The sequence below is a fragment of the Streptomyces sp. NBC_01275 genome (assembly GCF_026340655.1).
Taxonomy (GTDB): domain Bacteria; phylum Actinomycetota; class Actinomycetes; order Streptomycetales; family Streptomycetaceae; genus Streptomyces.
In genome coordinates this window covers 4,424,215-4,441,397 of sequence record NZ_JAPEOZ010000001.1, presented here as the reverse complement: position 1 = coordinate 4,441,397, position 17,183 = coordinate 4,424,215, and the positions used below count along the sequence as shown (strand labels likewise).

The following is a 17,183-nucleotide window of genomic DNA, read 5'->3' as shown; positions in this document are numbered from 1 at the left end:
CACCGCGGCCGGTGTCAGGCGGCGCTGACCTCGGACTTCGCGGCGGTGGCGTCGGCCGTTCGGTCGGCGGGCGTGGGCTCCTCCGGCGGGATGCGCCGCATCAGCACCCCGTACCCGACGCCCGCCGCCGTCCCCACGACCGCGCACATGCCCCACAGCCACTCCGCGCCGAACCGGTCGATGACGAAGCCGGACATCAGCGGGGCGACGAGGGAGGCGACGGCCCACGACAGCGTGTACATGCCCTGGTAGCGGCCGCGCCCCTGGGCGGGGGAGAGGCGTACGACGAGCCCGGTCTGGGTCGGCGCGTTGACGATCTCGGCGAGCGTCCACACGCAGACGGTGAGCGCGAAGACGCCGACCGACCCGGCGAAGGCGGTGAGGCCGAAGCCGTACCCGGCGAGCACGGACGACACGACGAGCAGCCGCCGCGGATCCCGGTGTTCGATGAACCGCGTGACCGGGATCTGCAGCGCGACGATCAGCACGCCGTTGACGGCGATCGCCATGCCGTAGTCGGCCGGGGTGAACCCGGCCGCGCCCATCGCCACCGGCAGCGCCACGGACCCCTGCTGGAAGATGAGCGCGACGAGGAACGACAGTCCTACGACGCCCATGAACCGCCCGTCGCGCAGTACGGTCCCCAGCCCGACGGCGTCGCCGCCCTCGGCGTTCTTCTCCCCAGGGACCGGCCGGGACTCGGGCAGCTTGAGGAAGACCACGACCGCGCAGACGAGGGTCATGCCCGCCTCGATCAGGAACCCGGCGCGGTAGCTGACCTCGGCGATGAAGCCGGCGCCCATGGAGGAGACGGCGAAGCCGAGGTTGATGGCCCAGTAGTTGAGCGAGAAGGCGCGGACCCGGTCCTCGGGCCGCACGATGTCCGCCATCATCGCCTGCACGGCGGGCCGTGAGGCGTTGGAGGCCATGCCGACGAGGAAGGCGACGCCGGCGATGGCGACGGGGTCGGTCGTGAACCCCAGCAGCGCGACGGACAGAGCGGTGGAGGTCTGCGCGATCAGCAGCGTGGGCCGCCGCCCGAGCCGGTCCGCCATGACGCCCCCGCCGAGGGAGGAGACCACCCCGCCGAGCCCGTGGAGAGAGGCGACGAGACCGGCGTAGGAGGCGGAGTAGCCGCGGTCCAGGGTGAGGTAGAGGGCCATGAAGGTGGCGACGAAGGCCCCGAGCCGGTTGACGAGTGTGCTGGTCCACAGCCACCAGAACTCGCGGGGCAGCCCGGAGAGGGTCTCACGGGCGGCACGTCTCAGGACGGCGACGGACGACATGACGGATCCCCCGGGTTGAGCGGCGCAGGTAAGTGGCGCAGACGGTGATAGGAAGTTACGAGGGAGGTCGCCTCGGAGGCCACTCAATTAACAGATCCCGTCAACCGTCCGCTCGACAGTCCGCGGAGCGAGCGGGCGCACAACGGACCGGAGCGGTGGATTACGCTCATCCGCATGGCCGACGCACCGTACAAGCTGATCCTCCTCCGCCACGGCGAGAGCGAGTGGAACGCGAAGAACCTGTTCACCGGCTGGGTGGACGTCAACCTGAACGAGAAGGGCGAGAAGGAGGCAGTCCGCGGTGGCGAACTCCTGAAGGACGCCGACCTCCTCCCCGACGTGGTCCACACGTCCCTCCAGAAGCGCGCGATCCGCACGGCCCAACTGGCCCTCGAATCCGCCGACCGCCACTGGATTCCGGTCCACCGCTCCTGGCGCCTCAACGAGCGCCACTACGGCGCCCTCCAGGGCAAGGACAAGGCGCAGACCCTCGCGGAGTTCGGCGAGGAGCAGTTCATGCTCTGGCGCCGCTCCTACGACACGCCCCCGCCGGCCCTCGAGGACGGCACGGAGTTCTCCCAGTCGGACGACCCGCGCTACGCCTCCATCCCCCCGGAGCTGCGCCCCCGTACGGAGTGCCTGAAGGACGTCGTCGTCCGCATGCTCCCGTACTGGTACGACGGCATCGTCCCGGACCTCCTGTCCGGCCGCACGGTCCTGGTCGCCGCCCACGGCAACAGCCTCCGCGGCCTGGTCAAGCACCTGGACGGCATCTCCGACGAGGCGATCTCCGGCCTGAACATCCCGACGGGCATCCCCCTCGCCTACGAACTCGACGCCGACTTCAAGCCGCTGAACCCGGGCGGCACCTACCTCGACCCGGACGCGGCCGCGGCCGCCATCGAGGCGGTCAAGAACCAGGGCAAGAAGAAGTAACGCGACGCCAGCAAGCCCCCGACCTGCCGTTTCTTGACGGGGCGGGGGCTTTTTGGTGCGGCTGGGCCGCCAGGTGCTTGGCCGGGCCGTCAGGCGTCGCTATCCCGGCGCCACTCGTAGGCGCCGGGTGACGTCTCTACGACTTCGCGGGGGTAGACCTCGTGCACCCGGGCGAGCAGGTCGCGCTGCTTGCCGACCCAGTCCGTCGGAAGTGCGAACAGCGGGACGGTGACAGTGACTTCTGAGGCGGGTCCGTCGTGGGCCGACACCGACATCCGGTCGTGGCCGTCGGGCTTGAATTTCAACGACGGTGTCCGCCCCGAGGTGAGCCACATGGCGAATCGCCGGGTTTCCAGGGTCGCCAAGGTGTCCTCCCAGTCCTCCAGATCTTCGGGGAGGAGGGTCACCGAAAAGGCGGCGCTGAGGGACTCCGCCACGATGACGATCTCGCATTCGAGGAAGTCGTGGCCGAACAGGTTGCCGGGCTGTGAGCGCCCCAGAACGCGCACGGAGACGCTGTGCCCGCTGGTGCCCGGCCGGTCGGCCAGGTGGATCAAGTCGATGACGTCGTCCGTCGAGTCCATGGATTCTCTCCCCGATGACAAGGTGGACCCGTAGTGGTGACCGACCCCGCTCGTTACCTTGTCCCAGGTGTCGATCCCAGCCGCGAGCCCCTGCGTGGTTCACGGTCGTTCGGACGAGACCAGTAGCCGTTCGCCCGGCTCCGCGGCTGTATCCGCCGCAGGGTCAGGGCGAACTGCTCAGGTTCGCTCTCTGTCCGATGGGATCAGATGCGGGGCGCGGGCTCCGAGAATGCCGAGGACCTCCCTCGACGCCGGACCGTGGAGCTCTTGGAAGAAGGCCTCGTCGATCCGACCCTGCCGGGCCCAGATCCCGGCGAGCGACTCCGCGCAGAGCTGGGCGAGAACGGTTTCGAACCGTTCTCGCCGAAGGACCTTGAAGATTTCCTGTTCGACCCTGGCGCCCGAGTGGAACTCCAGATCCATGGCGGCGTCGAACTGGTCCGCTTCCGGAGCGTCGGGGTCGTTCAGGATGGCGATCAGCTGATCTGCGACGAGGGCGTCCGGCTGTGACGTCATCAACGAGGCTCACCCTTCCCAAGTGATTTCCGACTCCACGACGATGCTCTCATCCATGCTGCCGGTCCCGGCGTCCTGGTACCGCCCAGCCCTGAGGCCCCGGCATCGACAGCAGGTCGAGGCGTTCGGCGGCCTGGCCGCCCGGTTCTGCGGTGTAGATCATGATGCGCAGGTCGCTGCCCGCGACGCTGAGGACGTCGCAGTCGAGGGTGAGGGGGCCGACCTGGGGGCGGTCGATGGGCGTACCGCATTGTCACTGATCGGTCACAGTGCTTGTGGGAGGGAACCTCCTGCTCTGTCTGCTCTGTCTGTTTCGCCGAGTATCGAAGCGACCTTCAGGGCGACTTCGGAGCGACTTGAGAGCGACATCCAGGGGGACGGCAGCATGAAGTACGACATCGGGATCCGTGGTTCCGTGATGGCGATCGCCGCGGCTTCCGCCGCACTGGCGATGACCGGCTGCCAGCCGCCCGGCGCGAGCGGCGACACGGGGACGGGCCCCGGCGGGGCGTCCGGCAGCAGTACGGCGACCTGCCCGGCCGCCAGTCTGGACGTCTCCGCCCGGCAGGCCGCCAAGCGGCCCCCCGGTACCGGAACCGGCGCGGCCGTCGTCGAGTTCACCAACGTCTCCGGCACGGCGTGCGTCCTCAAGGGCCACCCGTCGGTCGCCGGGGCCGGCAACGGTTCCCCCGATCACAACTCGCCGCTGGTCGTGACGCCCACCGGGACGGCGTCGCCGGTGAAGGTGGCCCCGGGCGGCAAGGCATGGGTGAAGCTGACGTTCGTCCAGGTGCAGGGCGAGGCCGACGGGTACTGCGAATCCGGGGCGGATCCGGCGGTGTACCCCACGATGGTCGTAGGCCTGCCGGGGTCCGGAAAGCATCAAGTCGCCCTGGACGACGGAGTGTTCGCCGAGTGCGACAACAAGGTGACCGTCACGGCGGTGTCGGCGGTCAAGCCGGTCTGACCGGCTGCCCATGCCGATCCGACACCGGCGCCGACACCGCCGTCTCACACCGGCGTCTCACACCGGCACCGGCACCGGCGTCTCCCACCAGCGCCTCACACCGGCACCGAAACCGCTCCTCACACCGACAACGGCACCGGGTGGATCTCGGCCGCCTTGTGGCCGGTGCGTTCGTGGACGCGTTGGACCGCCTCGGCCGAGGGGCCCTCGGAGAGGCAGTAGACGGTGCCGGACTCCGGGTCCGCCCAGGCGCTCTCGAAGTGCACGCCCTCCTCGCCCTCGACCGCGAGGTCGGCCTGATGGGCCTGGTGGAGTTGTTCGGCGGTGATGCCCTGCATGTCGTGGTGGACGTCCATGAACCTGGCCACGGCAGCCCACCCCCTTCCCTGCTCGTCATTCGTGCCGGTGTGGGGTCGTTCCTCTTCCATGCTCAGCCCGCACGGCTCCCGCCGCTACCGGTCGCCCGACGATCACAAGAGGGCCCCGCTGCCGTACGACACCGGGGCCCACCCCGTCGTAACTCTTCGTAACGCTTCGTGACTCTTCGGCGTTCGTCAGCCGCACTGGCAGGGCGCGCCCGACTGACAGCCGCAGCCGCAGCCCGAGCCGCAGCCGCACGCGCCGATCAGCATCAGGTTCCTGATCTCGGCGGGCTGCTCGGTCGGGTGTTCCTGGGTCGGGTCGGAGGTGGGGACGCTGGGGGACTCGGCCATGGGTTCCTCCCGGAGGCGTAGGACCTGTGCCCATTGCATGCCCGCGCCGCTGGGCGCATCAACGGCGCACAGTGGCTTGCACGCGCCCCGGACGGGAGCCCGCGCGCGGTCGAGGCCCCCCGGCCCGGGCAGGCCCTCTCGGCCCGGGCAGGCCCCTTCGCCCGGTCAGGCCCCTTCGGCCCCGTTCGCCGGCGAGGGCTGGATGTCGGGCTGGATGTCCGGCTGCAGCTCGTCCGCGTGCTCGCCCGTCACCAGGAACACCACGCGCTTGGCGACCGCCACCGCGTGGTCGGCGAACCGCTCGTAGTAGCGGCCGAGGAGGGTGACGTCGACGGCCGTCTCGATGCCGTGCTTCCAGCGGTCGTCGATCAGGTGCTGGAAGAGCGTGCGGTGCAGGAGGTCCATCTCGTCGTCGTCCTGCTCCAGCTGGAGCGCCATGTCGACGTCCTTGGTGATGATGCACTCCGCCGCCTTCGCCATCAGGCGCTGCGCGAGCTGGCCCATCTCCAGGATCGTGGCGTGCAGGTCGTGCGGCACCGCGCGACCGGGGAACCGCAGTCGGGCCAGCTTCGCCACGTGCTGGGCGAGGTCGCCGGAGCGCTCCAGGTCGGCCGACATGCGCAGCGACGTGACGACGATCCGCAGGTCCGTCGCCACCGGCTGCTGGCGCGCCAGCAGCGCTATCGCCCTGGCCTCGAGGTCGTGCTGCAGCTCGTCGACCCGCTGGTCGGCCTCGATGACGCTCTCGGCCAGCTTCAGGTCGGAGTCGAGCATGGCGGTCGTGGCGCGTCCGATCGCCGACCCGACCAGCCGGGCCATCTCCACCAGGCTGTCGCCGATCGAGTCCAGTTCCTCGTGGTACGCGTCCCGCATCAGGATTCCCTCTCGTAACGTCGTACGTCTCGTTCGGCGTACGCATTCGTCGTGCGTCGTGCGTTATACGTCGTGTGTCGTGCTGTCGCTCTTCGCCTGTTCCGAGGGTCGGGAACCGGCCGCGGAACGGGTCAGAACCGGCCGTGAACCGGCGCTGCGAACCCCACGGTCCCACGGTCCGCCCCGTACGCGTCGATTTCCGTCACCCCAAATGAACCACCACTGGCTCCAAGGTGAACTCTGGGCGACGAGTGTTCGAGGTCGCACCTCGATGGCTGTAGCCAGGCCGGATCTCGTGCCTAACCTGGACGCATGGACGTGAACGCGGCGGTCGCCGCAGCGGCAGCGATCGCCGGTGTGCTCACCGGCGTCATCGCCATGCTGGCGTTCCGCTGGAGCGAACGCGACCAGAACCGACCCACCAGGACCTCCTTGCACACCGATCCCGTGCTCCCGCCCGGCGTGGACACCGTACTTTCCGTCCTCCGTTCCTCGGCCGTCGTCCTCGACGAAGCGGACGCCGTGGTCAAGGCCAGCTCCGCCGCGTACGCCCTCGGGCTGGTGCGCGGCGGCAAGCTCGCCGTCGAGCCGATGCTCCAGATGGCGCGGGACACCCGCCGTGACGGGGAGATACGCCAGGTCGAGCTCGACCTGCCCCGGCGCGGCACCGGCCGCGGCGAGGCGCTCGCCGTCTCCGCCAGAGTGGCCCCGCTGGGCTCCCGGCTGGTGCTCCTGCTCGTGGAGGACCTCACCGAGGCCCGCCGTATCGAGGCGGTACGGCGGGACTTCGTGGCGAACGTCAGCCATGAGCTGAAGACTCCGACCGGCGCGCTCTCCCTCCTCTCCGAGGCGGTCATGGGCGCGTCCGACGACCCGGAGGCGGTGGAACGCTTCGCCGGCCGGATGCAGATAGAGGCCACCCGGCTGACCAATCTCGTACAGGAGCTCATCGACCTGTCACGGGTCCAGAACGACGACCCGCTGGAGGACGCCGAACCGGTCGGCGTGGACGAGCTCGTCGCCGAGGCCGTCGACCGCTGTCGGCACCAGGCCGGCGCCAAGCAGATCACCATGGCCGCCGGCGGCACCGCCGACCTGCGCGTCTGGGGCAACCGCGGCCAGCTGGCCGCGGCCCTGGGCAACCTGGTCGAGAACGCGGTCAACTACTCGCCTGCCCGTACCCGCGTCGGCATCGCCGTCCACCGGGTGAACGCGCCGGGCGGGGATCTGATCGAGATCGCCGTGACCGACCAGGGCATCGGCATCTCGGACAAGGACAAGGAGCGCATCTTCGAGCGCTTCTACCGCGTCGACCCGGCCCGCTCCCGTGCCACCGGCGGCACGGGCCTCGGGCTGGCGATCGTCAAGCACGTGGCCGCCTCGCACGGCGGGGAGGTCACGGTGTGGAGCGCCGAGGGGCAGGGCTCCACGTTCACGCTGCGGCTGCCGGAGGCGGGCGCGGCCCGCGACCGCGACCGGGCGTACCAGCACCCCGATCTCGACGGTTACGACGACGATCCCGACGGTTACGACGACCCCGACGGCCTCGACGAAGAGGCCGTCGGGGCCGGCGGCGCCACCCACGCCGCGAACCGTGCCGCACACCATGCGGCACCGCACGCCTCATCCCCCGACCCGACCGCGTACCAGACGCTTTCCGCCCCGGAGGTCCTTCCGTGACCCGAGTGCTCGTCGTCGAGGACGAGGAGTCCTTCTCCGACGCCCTGTCGTACATGCTCCGCAAGGAGGGCTTCGAGGTCGCCGTGGCGACCACAGGGCCCGACGGGCTGGACGAGTTCGAGCGCAACGGCGCCGACCTCGTCCTCCTCGACCTGATGCTGCCGGGCCTGCCCGGCACGGAGGTGTGCCGCCAGCTGCGCGGCCGCTCCAACGTTCCCGTGATCATGGTGACCGCGAAGGACAGCGAGATCGACAAGGTCGTCGGCCTGGAGATAGGAGCCGACGACTACGTGACCAAGCCGTTCTCCTCGCGGGAGCTGGTGGCCCGCATCCGGGCCGTCCTGCGCCGCCGCGGGGAGCCGGAGGAGGTGACCCCGGCGGCCCTGGAGGCCGGCCCGGTCCGCATGGACGTGGACCGCCACGTCGTGACGGTCTCGGGCTCCAAGGTCGACCTCCCCCTCAAGGAGTTCGACCTCCTGGAGATGCTCCTGCGCAACGCGGGCCGCGTCCTGACCCGCATGCAGCTCATCGACCGGGTCTGGGGCGCCGACTACGTCGGCGACACCAAGACCCTCGACGTCCACGTCAAGCGCCTCCGCGCCAAGATCGAGCCGGACCCGGGGGCGCCGCGGTACCTGGTCACGGTGCGTGGCCTGGGGTACAAGTTCGAGCCGTAGAAAGCGGGCCTGGTGGCAGGTCGTCGGACGGAGTCCGGCGCAGCGCTCCGAAGCCCGCGCAGCGGTGCGAGGGGTGCGTCGAGAAGCCGGACGTATGCCGAAGGGCGGCACCCCCACGTGGGGGTGCCGCCCTTCGGCATACGTCCGGCGGACGAGTGCCTCACTGCCCGGCGGTCGCCGACTCCGACGCGCTCGCGGAGGCCGAGTCGGACGGGGAGGCCGATTCGCCCTCGCCGCCCGCCGCCGGGGACTCCGACGTGCCCGCGGACGGCGACTCGGAGGAGGCTCCCGAGGCGGACTCCGAGGCGGACTCCGAGGCGGTCGGGACGTCGCTCGGGCCCCACTTGGAGAAGTAGCTCTCGGCGGGGACGACGAAGGCGCGCAGGCTCACCGCGCCTGTGTCGCTGAAGGTGAAGGTGATCTTCTGGGCGTTGCCGTCCTGGACCGCCTCACGGCTGCTGGGCAGCATGGCGGCGGCGTTGTCCGCGCCGCCGATGACGACCGAGCCGCCGGCCGGGATGGTCAGCTTGCCCTTGCCCTTGGCGGGCTTGAGCTCGGCGGACTTGCCGGTGCCGTCGACGGTGATGGAGTCCAGCGTCTGGTCGGTGGTCCCGCTGTTGAAGACGGTCGCCGAGATCGCGGCGGGCCCGGTCGACTCCAGGTCGGGCTGGGTGATGACCACGACGTTCTGCAGCTTGATGTCGCCGACGCTGGTGGCGGCGTTGTCCGGCTTGATCTCCAGGGTCTGGGAGTCGTTGCCGGCGCCGCATGCGGCGAGCGAGGCGACCGAGATCGCGATGGCGGAGGCGGCGAGGGCGCCGCGTCGAAGGCTGCTGCTCACGGCGGCGGCTACTCCTTGAACGCACACGGACAGCTTTCCTTGTCGCAAAGCCGCCCTAAGGGTCTGTCAGCGGCCTTAGGTTACCGAGCCGTTCCCGCGCCACCGCACCCGACCCGCCTCTAGCGAGTTCCGGGCCTTCGCCGGGCCTTCGTCGAGCCTTCTCCGAGCCCTCGGCGGACCTTCGGCGACCTCTTCGTCGAGGCGCCGGACGCGCGGCCTCGGCACACCCGTCACGACGGCTGCGAGCGACCCGCGAGTCACATTAACTTCATTCTCTTAAGCGTCGGTGACGTAAGTGCTGGTGACGCCGGTCCGCGGATTTTCCGTGAAGGAATGCGCGGCCGTCCCGGAAATTGATCACGCCCCGACCGAACAGCCCGTGATCAATTCCGGAAACCGCTCGTATCCGGCCGCCGGCACCGAACGGAGTAGCGGAAGTCGCACGCTTGGAAGCGGACATATGGGGACGTTCGGCCACTCGGGCGAGGCTTCGGATGTGTGTAACGTACGCGTTTCACTCCCCTTGGACAGCCGCTCCGACCTGCGAATACCCGCCTCCGCGGGCCGCTCGAAGCACGTTCCTGTCGCTGTTGTCAAGCCCCGAGATATGCCCTGACCTGCGAAAACGCCATTCAGAACCCGCAGTTTCCGTGTTACCCTGGATAGCCACGGAAGGGGTACCTGTCACATGACGTTCAAGGTTGGCGACACCGTGGTCTATCCCCATCACGGGGCCGCGCTGATCGAGGCCATCGAAACTCGCCAGATCAAAGGCGTGGACAAGACCTACTTGGTGCTGAAGGTCGCCCAGGGTGACCTGACGGTACGTGTGCCAGCGGACAATGCGGAGTTCGTCGGCGTACGTGATGTGGTCGGTCAGGACGGGCTGGACCGGGTCTTCGAGGTGCTGCGCGCGCCGTACGCCGAGGAGCCCACGAACTGGTCGCGTCGTTACAAGGCAAATCTGGAGAAGCTCGCCTCCGGCGATGTCATCAAGGTCGCGGAAGTCGTGCGTGACCTGTGGCGTCGTGAGCGCGAGCGCGGACTCTCCGCCGGTGAGAAGCGCATGCTCGCCAAGGCCCGCCAGATTCTGGTGAGCGAGCTCGCGCTCGCGGAGAACACGAACGAGGACAAGGCCGAGGCTCTGCTCGACGAGGTTCTCGCGTCCTGACGCCGGCGAAAGCCAGCCTCAGCACATTGAAATGCCGCGGTGCCCGATGACGTATTTCCCGTCGCCGGGCGCTGCGGCATGTTCGCGCCCGGACACCTGTGCCGTCACATCTGCCGCCGGACACATCTGCCGCCGAAGGCCTGCTCCACCGCCGAAGGCCCGCCCGGTACCTGGCGTGCCCCGATACTTGACGTGCCGGGCCCGGGCTGCTGCCTCGACCGGTGTCACGGAAGGGTCCGGTCCTAGGCGTCGCGCCCGGCACGCTGTCTCCGTACCCACGTAGGCCGAGCACACAAACCTGACAGGAACCGATGTCTGACGATTCGCTTCCCGCGCCCGCTCCCTCGCCCGCGCCGGCCCGCACGGCCGCGGTGATCCCGGCCGCCGGCCGGGGCGTACGCCTCGGTCCGGGCGCCCCCAAGGCGCTACGCGCGCTGAGCGGCACGCCCATGCTCATCCACGCGGTGCGCGCCCTCGCCGCCTCCCGTGCCGTCTCCCTCGTGGTCGTCGTGGCCCCGCCGGACGGCGCCGCCGAGGTGAAGTCGCTGCTCGACGCGCACGCGCTGCCCGACCGCACCGACTTCCTGGTCGTCCCCGGCGGCGACTCCCGCCAGGAGTCCGTGAAGCTGGGCCTGGACGCGCTGCCGCCGGACTACGACATCGTGCTGGTGCACGACGCGGCCCGCCCGCTGGTCCCCGTGGACACGGTGGACGCGGTGATCGAGGCCGTACGCGACGGCGCCCCCGCCGTCGTCCCTGCCCTGCCGCTCGCCGACACCGTCAAGGAGGTCGAGCCCGCGGCCGTGCCCGGGGAGCCGGAGCCGGTCGTCGCCACGCCCGAGCGCGCTCGCCTGCGTGCCGTGCAGACCCCGCAGGGCTTCGACCGGGCGACCCTGCTCCGCGCCCACGAGACGGTCACGGAGAACGTCACCGACGACGCGAGCATGGTCGAGCAGCTCGGCCTGACGGTCGTGGTGGTCCCCGGCCACGAGGAGGCCTTCAAGGTCACCCGCCCGCTCGACCTGGTCCTCGCGGAGGCGGTCCTGGCCCGCAGGAGGCTCAACGATGGCTTCTGAGAGTTCCCCGGGGGCGCTCCTGCCCCAGGTCGGCATCGGCACCGACGTCCACGCCTTCGAGGAGGGCCGTGAGCTGTGGTGCGCGGGCCTGAAGTGGGAGGGCGAGGGCCCGGGTCTGGCCGGTCACTCCGACGCGGACGTCGTCGCCCACGCCGCCTGCAACGCGCTGTTCTCGGCGGCCGGCCTCGGCGACCTCGGTCAGCACTTCGGCACGGGCCGCCCCGAGTGGTCGGGCGCGTCCGGCGTCACGCTGCTGACCGAGGCGGCGCGGATCGTGCGCGAGGCCGGGTTCGTCATCGGCAACGTCGCCGTACAGGTCGTAGGACCCCGTCCGAAGATCGGCAAGCGCCGGGACGAGGCGCAGAAGCTTCTCTCGGAGGCGTGCGGAGCCCCCGTCTCGGTGTCGGGCGCGACGACGGACGGACTCGGCTTCCCGGGACGCGACGAGGGCCTGATGGCGGTGGCGACGGCGTTGGTCGTACGGACCGGCTGAGGCCGCGGGGCCCAGCCCTTCCCTTCACCGCCCTCACCATCGCCCTCACCCCGCCGAGTGCGAATGTCACGAATAAGCGCCCCTTGAGTTGGAAGGGTCGCGGGGCACTACCCCACGCCCACTACCCTGGAGTGGTGACCATTCGCCTGTACGACACCAACGCCCGGCAGATCCGTGACTTCGCCCCGCTCCAGCCGGGTTGTGTCTCGATCTACCTCTGTGGTGCCACCGTGCAGGCGGCCCCGCACATCGGGCACATCCGCTCGGGCCTGAACTTCGACATCATGCGCCGCTGGTTCGACCACCGCGGCTACGACGTCACGTTCATCCGCAACGTCACCGACATCGACGACAAGATCATCGCCAAGTCCCACGACCAGGGCCGCCCCTGGTGGTCCATCGGGTACGAGAACGAGCGCGCGTTCAACGACGGCTACCAGGCGCTCGGTTGCCTGCCGCCGACGTACGAGCCGCGGGCCACCGGGCATGTGCCCGAGATGATCGAGATGATGCGCGGGCTCATCGAGCGCGGTCACGCCTACGAGGCCGACGGCAACGTCTACTTCGACGTGCGCTCCTTCCCGGAGTACCTCCAGCTGTCCAACCAGGAGCTGGACAACCTGCTCCAGCCCTCGGGCGACGGCGAGACCGGCAAGCGCGACCAGCGCGACTTCGCCTTGTGGAAGTCCGTCAAGCCGGGCGAGCCGAGCTGGGAGACGCCGTGGGGACGCGGGCGTCCCGGCTGGCACCTGGAGTGCTCGGCCATGGCGCACAAGTACCTCGGCCCCGCCTTCGACATCCACGGCGGCGGCCTCGACCTGATCTTCCCGCACCATGAGAACGAGATCGCCCAGGCCAAGGCCTACGGCGACGAGTTCGCGCGGTACTGGGTGCACAACGCCTGGGTCACCATGAGCGGCGAGAAGATGTCCAAGTCGCTCGGCAACAGCGTCCTCGTCTCCGAGATGGTCAAGCAGTGGCGCCCCATCGTGCTGCGCTACTACCTCGGCACCCCGCACTACCGCTCGATGATCGAGTACAGCGAGGAGTCGCTGCGCGAGGCCGAGTCGGCGTTCGCGCGGATCGAGGGCTTCGTGCAGCGCGTGGTGGAGAAGGCCGGGGGAGTCGTCGAACCGGCCGCCGAGGTGCCGCCCGCCTTCGCCGAGGCGATGGACGACGACCTGGGCGTCCCGCAGGCGCTGGCCATCGTGCACACGACGGTACGCCAGGGGAACTCGGCCCTCGCCGCCGACGACAAGGAAGCCGCGGTGGCCCGCCTCGCCGAGGTCCGCGCCATGCTCGGCGTCCTGGGCCTGGACCCCCTCGACCCGCACTGGGCCGGGGAGAGCGACCGCGGCGAGGATCTGCACGGGGTCGTCGACAGTCTCGTACGCCTCGTCCTCGACCAGCGTGAGGCGGCGCGCGGCCGCAAGGACTGGGCCACCGCGGACGCCATCCGCGACCAGCTCAACCAGTCCGGTCTCGCCATCGAGGACGGCCCGCAGGGACCGCGCTGGAGCCTCGGTCCGCGCTGATCGGCTCCTGGTCGATCCCTTGATCGATTGTGCCGCCCGGCTCTCCGGGCGGCACACTGCATATACGTACGTTCCACAGCTCACGAAGAAGCTCACGAAAAAGCTCACGAAGACGGGTAGGTCATGGCAGCCAACAACCGCCGCATGTCCGGCAAGAAGGGCGCGCAGGTCGGCAGTGGCGGCCAGCGGCGCCGAGGCCTGGAGGGCAAGGGTCCGACCCCGCCCGCCGAGATGCGCAAGGGGCACAAGAAGAACCGCATCGCGGGCGCCAAGGCGAAGCAGGCCGTGCGCCGGCCCGCACCGCGCGGCCGGGGCGGCAAGGGCACGTCCGAGATGGTCGTCGGCCGCAACCCCGTCGTCGAGGCGCTGCGCGAGGGCGTGCCCGCGACGACGCTCTACGTCCAGCAGTTCATCGACAACGACGAGCGGGTGCGCGAGGCGCTCCAGCTGGTGGCCGAGCGCGGCGGGATCCACCTCATGGAGGCCCCCCGCCCCGAGCTGGACCGCATGACCAACGGCCTCAACCACCAGGGCCTGGTCCTCCAGGTCCCGCCGTACGAGTACGCGCACCCCGAGGACCTCGCGGCGGCCGCCTACGACGAGGGCCAGGACCCGCTGATCGTCGCCCTCGACGGCGTGACCGACCCGCGCAACCTGGGCGCCGTCGTCCGCTCCGTCTCCGCCTTCGGCGGCCACGGCGTCGTCGTCCCCGAGCGCCGCGCGGCCGGCATGACCGCCGGAGCCTGGAAGACCTCCGCCGGCACGGCCGCCCGCACCCCGGTGGCCCGCGCCACCAACCTCACCCGCGCTCTGGAGGCCTACAAGAAGGCCGGCATCGCGATCGTCGGCCTGGCCGCCGACGGCGAGGCCGAGGTCGGCACGCTGGCGGCGCTGGACGGCCCGGTCGTCATCGTCGTCGGCAGCGAGGGCAAGGGCCTGTCCCGCCTCGTCGGCGAGACCTGCGACCACCTGGTCCGCATCCCGATGCCCGGCGGCGCGGAATCTCTCAACGCCGGTGTGGCGGCGGGGATCGTGCTGTACGAGGCGGCGCGGCGGCGGGCCTGAGCGGGTGCCTCGGACGGGCGCCCGGGGGTTGGACGGGCGTCCGTAAGTTCACTCGAACGGGTTAATCCCGGCGGGTAGTGCAACCTTGACGGAGTCCGGACAGATCCCGGCGGGTCAAAGCAGTGTCCTAAACACACGTCACTCGGTTAGATGAGTGTGGACACCAGAACACCCCGCACACCCACGGGGGACCGCTCGTCGGGATTCGACGACGCTCCCGCGCTGAGCATGGTGAAGGTGCCGAGCGATCCGGCGCAGATCATCGTCACTCACGCGAGTTTCCGCGTGCAGCTGGGCGCATCGGCGCGGCGTAACCAATCCCTGCGGATCGCCCGGCATGTGAGCGCCATCGATGACACCGCGCGCATGCCCGTCGTCGGGGCGCCGGGCAGAGCGGGCGCCGGCGCCCGCCGTCGGCCCGTCGTCTGGAGCGGCAAGTCCGACCCCGACGACACCGGCGCACACCGCCTGCTGCAGGCCGTGCGGGCAGGCAGCGTCGGCCATGGCGAACCGCCCACGGCCGACGCCGGAGCCACCCAGGTCATCCCCCGCGTGGGCGACGGCGGCGGCAGCAACGGCGGGTACGGCAGCGGCTACGACGGCGGCTACGACGGGGACCTCGCCGCGCAGACCCTCGAGACCCCCGTCGTCGGCGCCCAGCGCGCACCCGCCGCCGGCGAGAACCGCCTCCTGCCGCACATGCGCACCGTCGGCAGCGCCTACGACGAACCGGGTTACGACGACGCCGAGTTCGAGGACTTCGAGGAGACCCGGCCGACGGACGGCGCCGGCCCGCGCGCCAGGCGGCACGCCGAAGACCCCGCCCGGCACGCCTACTTCCCCGGCCGCCGGATGAACCTCGGCGTCGTCCTGCTCCCGCTGCGCGTCTTCCTCGGCTTCATCTCCATCTACGCCGGCATGGGCAAGCTGTGCGACCCCGTCTACTTCGACGGCGGCAAGCGCGGCTCGATGGTGAAGTGGCTCAACACCCTGCACCCCTGGGAAGTCGCCGAGCCGCTGCGTCAGCTGGCCCTGCACCACCCCGTCGGCTCCGGGCTCGTCATCGCCTTCCTCCAGGTCGTCGTGGGCGTCCTCACGGTCCTGGGCTGCTGGCAGCGGGTCGCGGCCGTCGTCGGCGCGCTGCTGTCCGCCGCGCTCATCGTCACCGTCAGCTGGAAGACCGTCCCGGTCTACGAAACCCCCGACATCATCTACCTCGCCGCCTGGTCGCCGCTGATCATCGCCGGCGCCCCCGTCTACTCCGTCGACGGCCGGCTCGCCGCGGGCGCCTGGCGCCGGCTCGGCCCGCGCTCGGACCTCTGGGAGCTGCGCAGCTACGTCCTGCGCCGCGGCGCCCTGGTCACCGCGATCGTCGTCGGGCTCACCCTGCTGGTCGGCTCGCTGCTCGGCGGGGCCGTCCGCGACTCCGACCGCGTGGTCGTCCCCGGTCCCGGCGAGGCCCCGCGCAACGAGCTGCCCGGCTCGCCGCTTCCGCAGGCGTCCGGCAAGCACAAGGCCAGCCGCAAGCCCGCCGCGTCGACCTCGCCGACCCAGGACGCCACCTCGGCGGCGCCGACGGCCGGCACGGACAGCGCGCCGTCCGAGGCCCGGGACTCCGGCACCGCGACCACGGGCGCGCCCAGCCAGACCCAGGGCACCGGGGGCCAGGCCCCGCCCCAGCAGTCCACCCCGGTGGAGCAGGCGCCCAGCAGCACCGCGGGGCCCACGTCCGGTGGTTCGACCAGCTCCGGCGGCGGCACGGGCGGCTCGGACGGCGGCACGTCCTCCACGGGCGAGCCGGGGCTGGTGGGCGGGCTGCTGGGGTAACGCCCTGCGGCTGCCTGCTTCTACGGCGATGGGGTCCCGCTCGCTTGAGAGCGAGCGGGACCCCATCGCCGTAGGCCTTTGCCGTCAGTGGTTCTCAGCGGCTGTCAGCAGCTCTCAGCGGCTCTCAGCGCCCCAGCGCCGCCAGTTCCTTCGCCGCCTCCGTGAGGTCCTTCGCCGTGTCGATGGCCCGCCAGTACGCGCCCTGCGGGATCGGGAAGCCGGCCAGGCGGCGCTCGCGGGCGAGGTGCGGGAACGTCGTCCGCTCGTGGTCGCCGCGCGCGGGGAGCAGTCCGGCGAACGCCGGGGAGAAGACGTACACGCCCGCGTTGATCTCGTACGTCGTGGGCGGGGCCTCGATGAAGTCCGTGATGTGGCCGAAACCGTCCGTCTTCACCGCCCCCCACGGAATGCGCGGACGTGCCAGCGCGAGGGTGGCTATGGCGTCGCGCTCGGCGTGGAAGTCGGCCATCTCGCGCAGCGAGAAGCGGGTCCAGATGTCGCCGTTGGTGGCGTACCAGGGCCGGTCGGGGTGGGGGAGGCGGGCGGCGGCGTACTTCAGGCCGCCGCCGCGGCCCAGGGGCTCCGTCTCGACGACGGTGGTGACCTTCAGGGGCAGGTCGGCGGAGGCCAGCCAGTCCTGGAGGACCTCGGCGAGATGGCCGCAGGAGATCACGACGTCCGTCACGCCCTCCTCGGCGAGCCAGCCGAGCTGGTGGCCGATGATCGGCGTCCCCGTCCCGGGGATCTCGACCATCGGCTTGGGCCGGTCGTCGGTGTACGGGCGCAGCCGGGACCCCTGGCCACCGGCCAGGACGACGGCTTGCGTGGGGCGGGTCGCGGCGTGCGGATCGGTCATGCCCGCACTGTACGCGGCCGGTGTTTCGCCACGGTGCGGCTCCCCGGTGGAGCGTCTTCGATGGAACGTCCCCGGTGAAGACGGAGG

The 17,183-nt window shown here is 70.8% G+C and carries 18 protein-coding genes and 1 pseudogene; 11 read left to right on the top strand and 8 right to left on the bottom strand.

The features are described 5' to 3' along the window. Window positions 1-14: 14 nt before the first annotated feature. Window positions 15-1,286, bottom strand: a complete 1,272-nt coding sequence (locus tag OG562_RS19410) for an MFS transporter (RefSeq protein ID WP_266399444.1) — start codon at window positions 1,284-1,286, stop codon at window positions 15-17. Between the two features lie 174 nt (window positions 1,287-1,460). Between OG562_RS19410 and OG562_RS19405 the strand changes: the two genes are divergently transcribed. Beyond that, entirely contained in the window at window positions 1,461-2,222 is a 762-nt protein-coding gene (locus OG562_RS19405) for a phosphoglyceromutase (RefSeq protein WP_266399442.1), read from the top strand. Window positions 2,223-2,311: 89 nt separating this feature from the next. Here OG562_RS19405 and OG562_RS19400 read toward each other — a convergent pair whose 3' ends face one another. Beyond that, window positions 2,312-2,806, bottom strand: coding sequence for a DUF5959 family protein (locus tag OG562_RS19400; RefSeq protein WP_266399441.1), 495 nt, complete (start codon window positions 2,804-2,806; stop codon window positions 2,312-2,314). A gap of 267 nt (window positions 2,807-3,073) precedes the next feature. Between OG562_RS19400 and OG562_RS19395 the strand changes: the two genes are divergently transcribed. Continuing rightward, window positions 3,074-3,316, top strand: a complete 243-nt coding sequence (locus tag OG562_RS19395) for a hypothetical protein (protein WP_266399440.1) — start codon at window positions 3,074-3,076, stop codon at window positions 3,314-3,316. Window positions 3,317-3,371: 55 nt separating this feature from the next. Here OG562_RS19395 and OG562_RS19390 read toward each other — a convergent pair. Next, a pseudogene (locus OG562_RS19390) lies at window positions 3,372-3,560 on the bottom strand (transcriptional regulator); the annotation flags it as partial. 147 nt (window positions 3,561-3,707) lie between these two features. Between OG562_RS19390 and OG562_RS19385 the strand changes: the two are divergent. Next, on the top strand, window positions 3,708-4,289 hold the full coding sequence (locus OG562_RS19385; RefSeq protein ID WP_266399439.1) for a DUF4232 domain-containing protein: 582 nt from the start codon (window positions 3,708-3,710) through the stop codon (window positions 4,287-4,289). Between the two features lie 119 nt (window positions 4,290-4,408). Here OG562_RS19385 and OG562_RS19380 read toward each other — a convergent pair whose 3' ends face one another. The 3 genes from OG562_RS19380 to phoU all read right to left on the bottom strand — a co-directional run bounded on the left by OG562_RS19380 (window position 4,409) and on the right by phoU (window position 5,875). Further along, window positions 4,409-4,657, bottom strand: a complete 249-nt coding sequence (locus tag OG562_RS19380) for an SCO4226 family nickel-binding protein (RefSeq protein ID WP_266399436.1) — start codon at window positions 4,655-4,657, stop codon at window positions 4,409-4,411. 186 nt (window positions 4,658-4,843) lie between these two features. Continuing rightward, entirely contained in the window at window positions 4,844-5,002 is a 159-nt protein-coding gene (locus OG562_RS19375) for a hypothetical protein (protein ID WP_266399434.1), read from the bottom strand. A gap of 165 nt (window positions 5,003-5,167) precedes the next feature. Beyond that, window positions 5,168-5,875: a phosphate signaling complex protein PhoU gene (gene phoU / locus OG562_RS19370; protein ID WP_266399432.1), complete on the bottom strand. Its 708-nt coding sequence runs from the start codon at window positions 5,873-5,875 to the stop codon at window positions 5,168-5,170. A gap of 312 nt (window positions 5,876-6,187) precedes the next feature. Here phoU and OG562_RS19365 point away from each other — a divergent pair, with 312 nt between their 5' ends. Both OG562_RS19365 and OG562_RS19360 read left to right on the top strand, forming a co-directional pair. Further along, window positions 6,188-7,555 carry a cell wall metabolism sensor histidine kinase WalK gene (locus OG562_RS19365; RefSeq protein ID WP_266399429.1) on the top strand — a complete coding sequence of 456 codons (1,368 nt, stop codon included), beginning with the start codon at window positions 6,188-6,190 and terminating at the stop codon, window positions 7,553-7,555. Then, window positions 7,552-8,232 (top strand): response regulator transcription factor, encoded by a 681-nt coding sequence (locus tag OG562_RS19360; protein ID WP_015659563.1) that lies wholly within the window; start codon window positions 7,552-7,554, stop codon window positions 8,230-8,232. Before OG562_RS19365 ends, OG562_RS19360 begins: the two co-directional genes overlap by 4 nt. Window positions 8,233-8,392: 160 nt before the next feature. On the opposite strand, the gene OG562_RS19355 is transcribed toward OG562_RS19360, so the two are convergent. After that, window positions 8,393-9,073 carry a DUF461 domain-containing protein gene (locus OG562_RS19355; RefSeq protein ID WP_266399428.1) on the bottom strand — a complete coding sequence of 227 codons (681 nt, stop codon included), beginning with the start codon at window positions 9,071-9,073 and terminating at the stop codon, window positions 8,393-8,395. A 688-nt stretch (window positions 9,074-9,761) separates the two neighbouring features. On the opposite strand from OG562_RS19355, the gene OG562_RS19350 reads away from it, so the two are divergent. The 6 genes from OG562_RS19350 (at window position 9,762) to OG562_RS19325 (ending at window position 16,240) form a co-directional block, all read left to right on the top strand. After that, complete coding sequence (locus tag OG562_RS19350) at window positions 9,762-10,244, top strand: CarD family transcriptional regulator (RefSeq protein WP_003953493.1); 483 nt, start codon at window positions 9,762-9,764, stop codon at window positions 10,242-10,244. Window positions 10,245-10,555: 311 nt separating this feature from the next. Continuing rightward, the gene (ispD, locus tag OG562_RS19345; RefSeq protein WP_266399426.1) at window positions 10,556-11,320 is read left to right on the top strand and encodes a 2-C-methyl-D-erythritol 4-phosphate cytidylyltransferase; all 765 of its coding nucleotides are present in this window, start codon (window positions 10,556-10,558) and stop codon (window positions 11,318-11,320) included. Beyond that, window positions 11,310-11,813 (top strand): 2-C-methyl-D-erythritol 2,4-cyclodiphosphate synthase, encoded by a 504-nt coding sequence (ispF, locus tag OG562_RS19340; RefSeq protein WP_266399423.1) that lies wholly within the window; start codon window positions 11,310-11,312, stop codon window positions 11,811-11,813. Before ispD ends, ispF begins: the two co-directional genes overlap by 11 nt. Before the next feature lie 134 nt (window positions 11,814-11,947). Then, window positions 11,948-13,348, top strand: a complete 1,401-nt coding sequence (gene cysS, locus OG562_RS19335; protein WP_266399422.1) for a cysteine--tRNA ligase — start codon at window positions 11,948-11,950, stop codon at window positions 13,346-13,348. Window positions 13,349-13,471: 123 nt separating this feature from the next. Continuing rightward, on the top strand, window positions 13,472-14,413 hold the full coding sequence (rlmB, locus tag OG562_RS19330; protein WP_266399421.1) for a 23S rRNA (guanosine(2251)-2'-O)-methyltransferase RlmB: 942 nt from the start codon (window positions 13,472-13,474) through the stop codon (window positions 14,411-14,413). Between the two features lie 150 nt (window positions 14,414-14,563). Further along, window positions 14,564-16,240, top strand: a complete 1,677-nt coding sequence (locus tag OG562_RS19325; RefSeq protein ID WP_266399419.1) for a DoxX family membrane protein — start codon at window positions 14,564-14,566, stop codon at window positions 16,238-16,240. A gap of 124 nt (window positions 16,241-16,364) precedes the next feature. Here OG562_RS19325 and OG562_RS19320 read toward each other — a convergent pair whose 3' ends face one another. Next, window positions 16,365-17,096, bottom strand: a complete 732-nt coding sequence (locus OG562_RS19320; protein ID WP_266399417.1) for a nucleotidyltransferase family protein — start codon at window positions 17,094-17,096, stop codon at window positions 16,365-16,367. Window positions 17,097-17,183 lie beyond the last annotated feature (87 nt).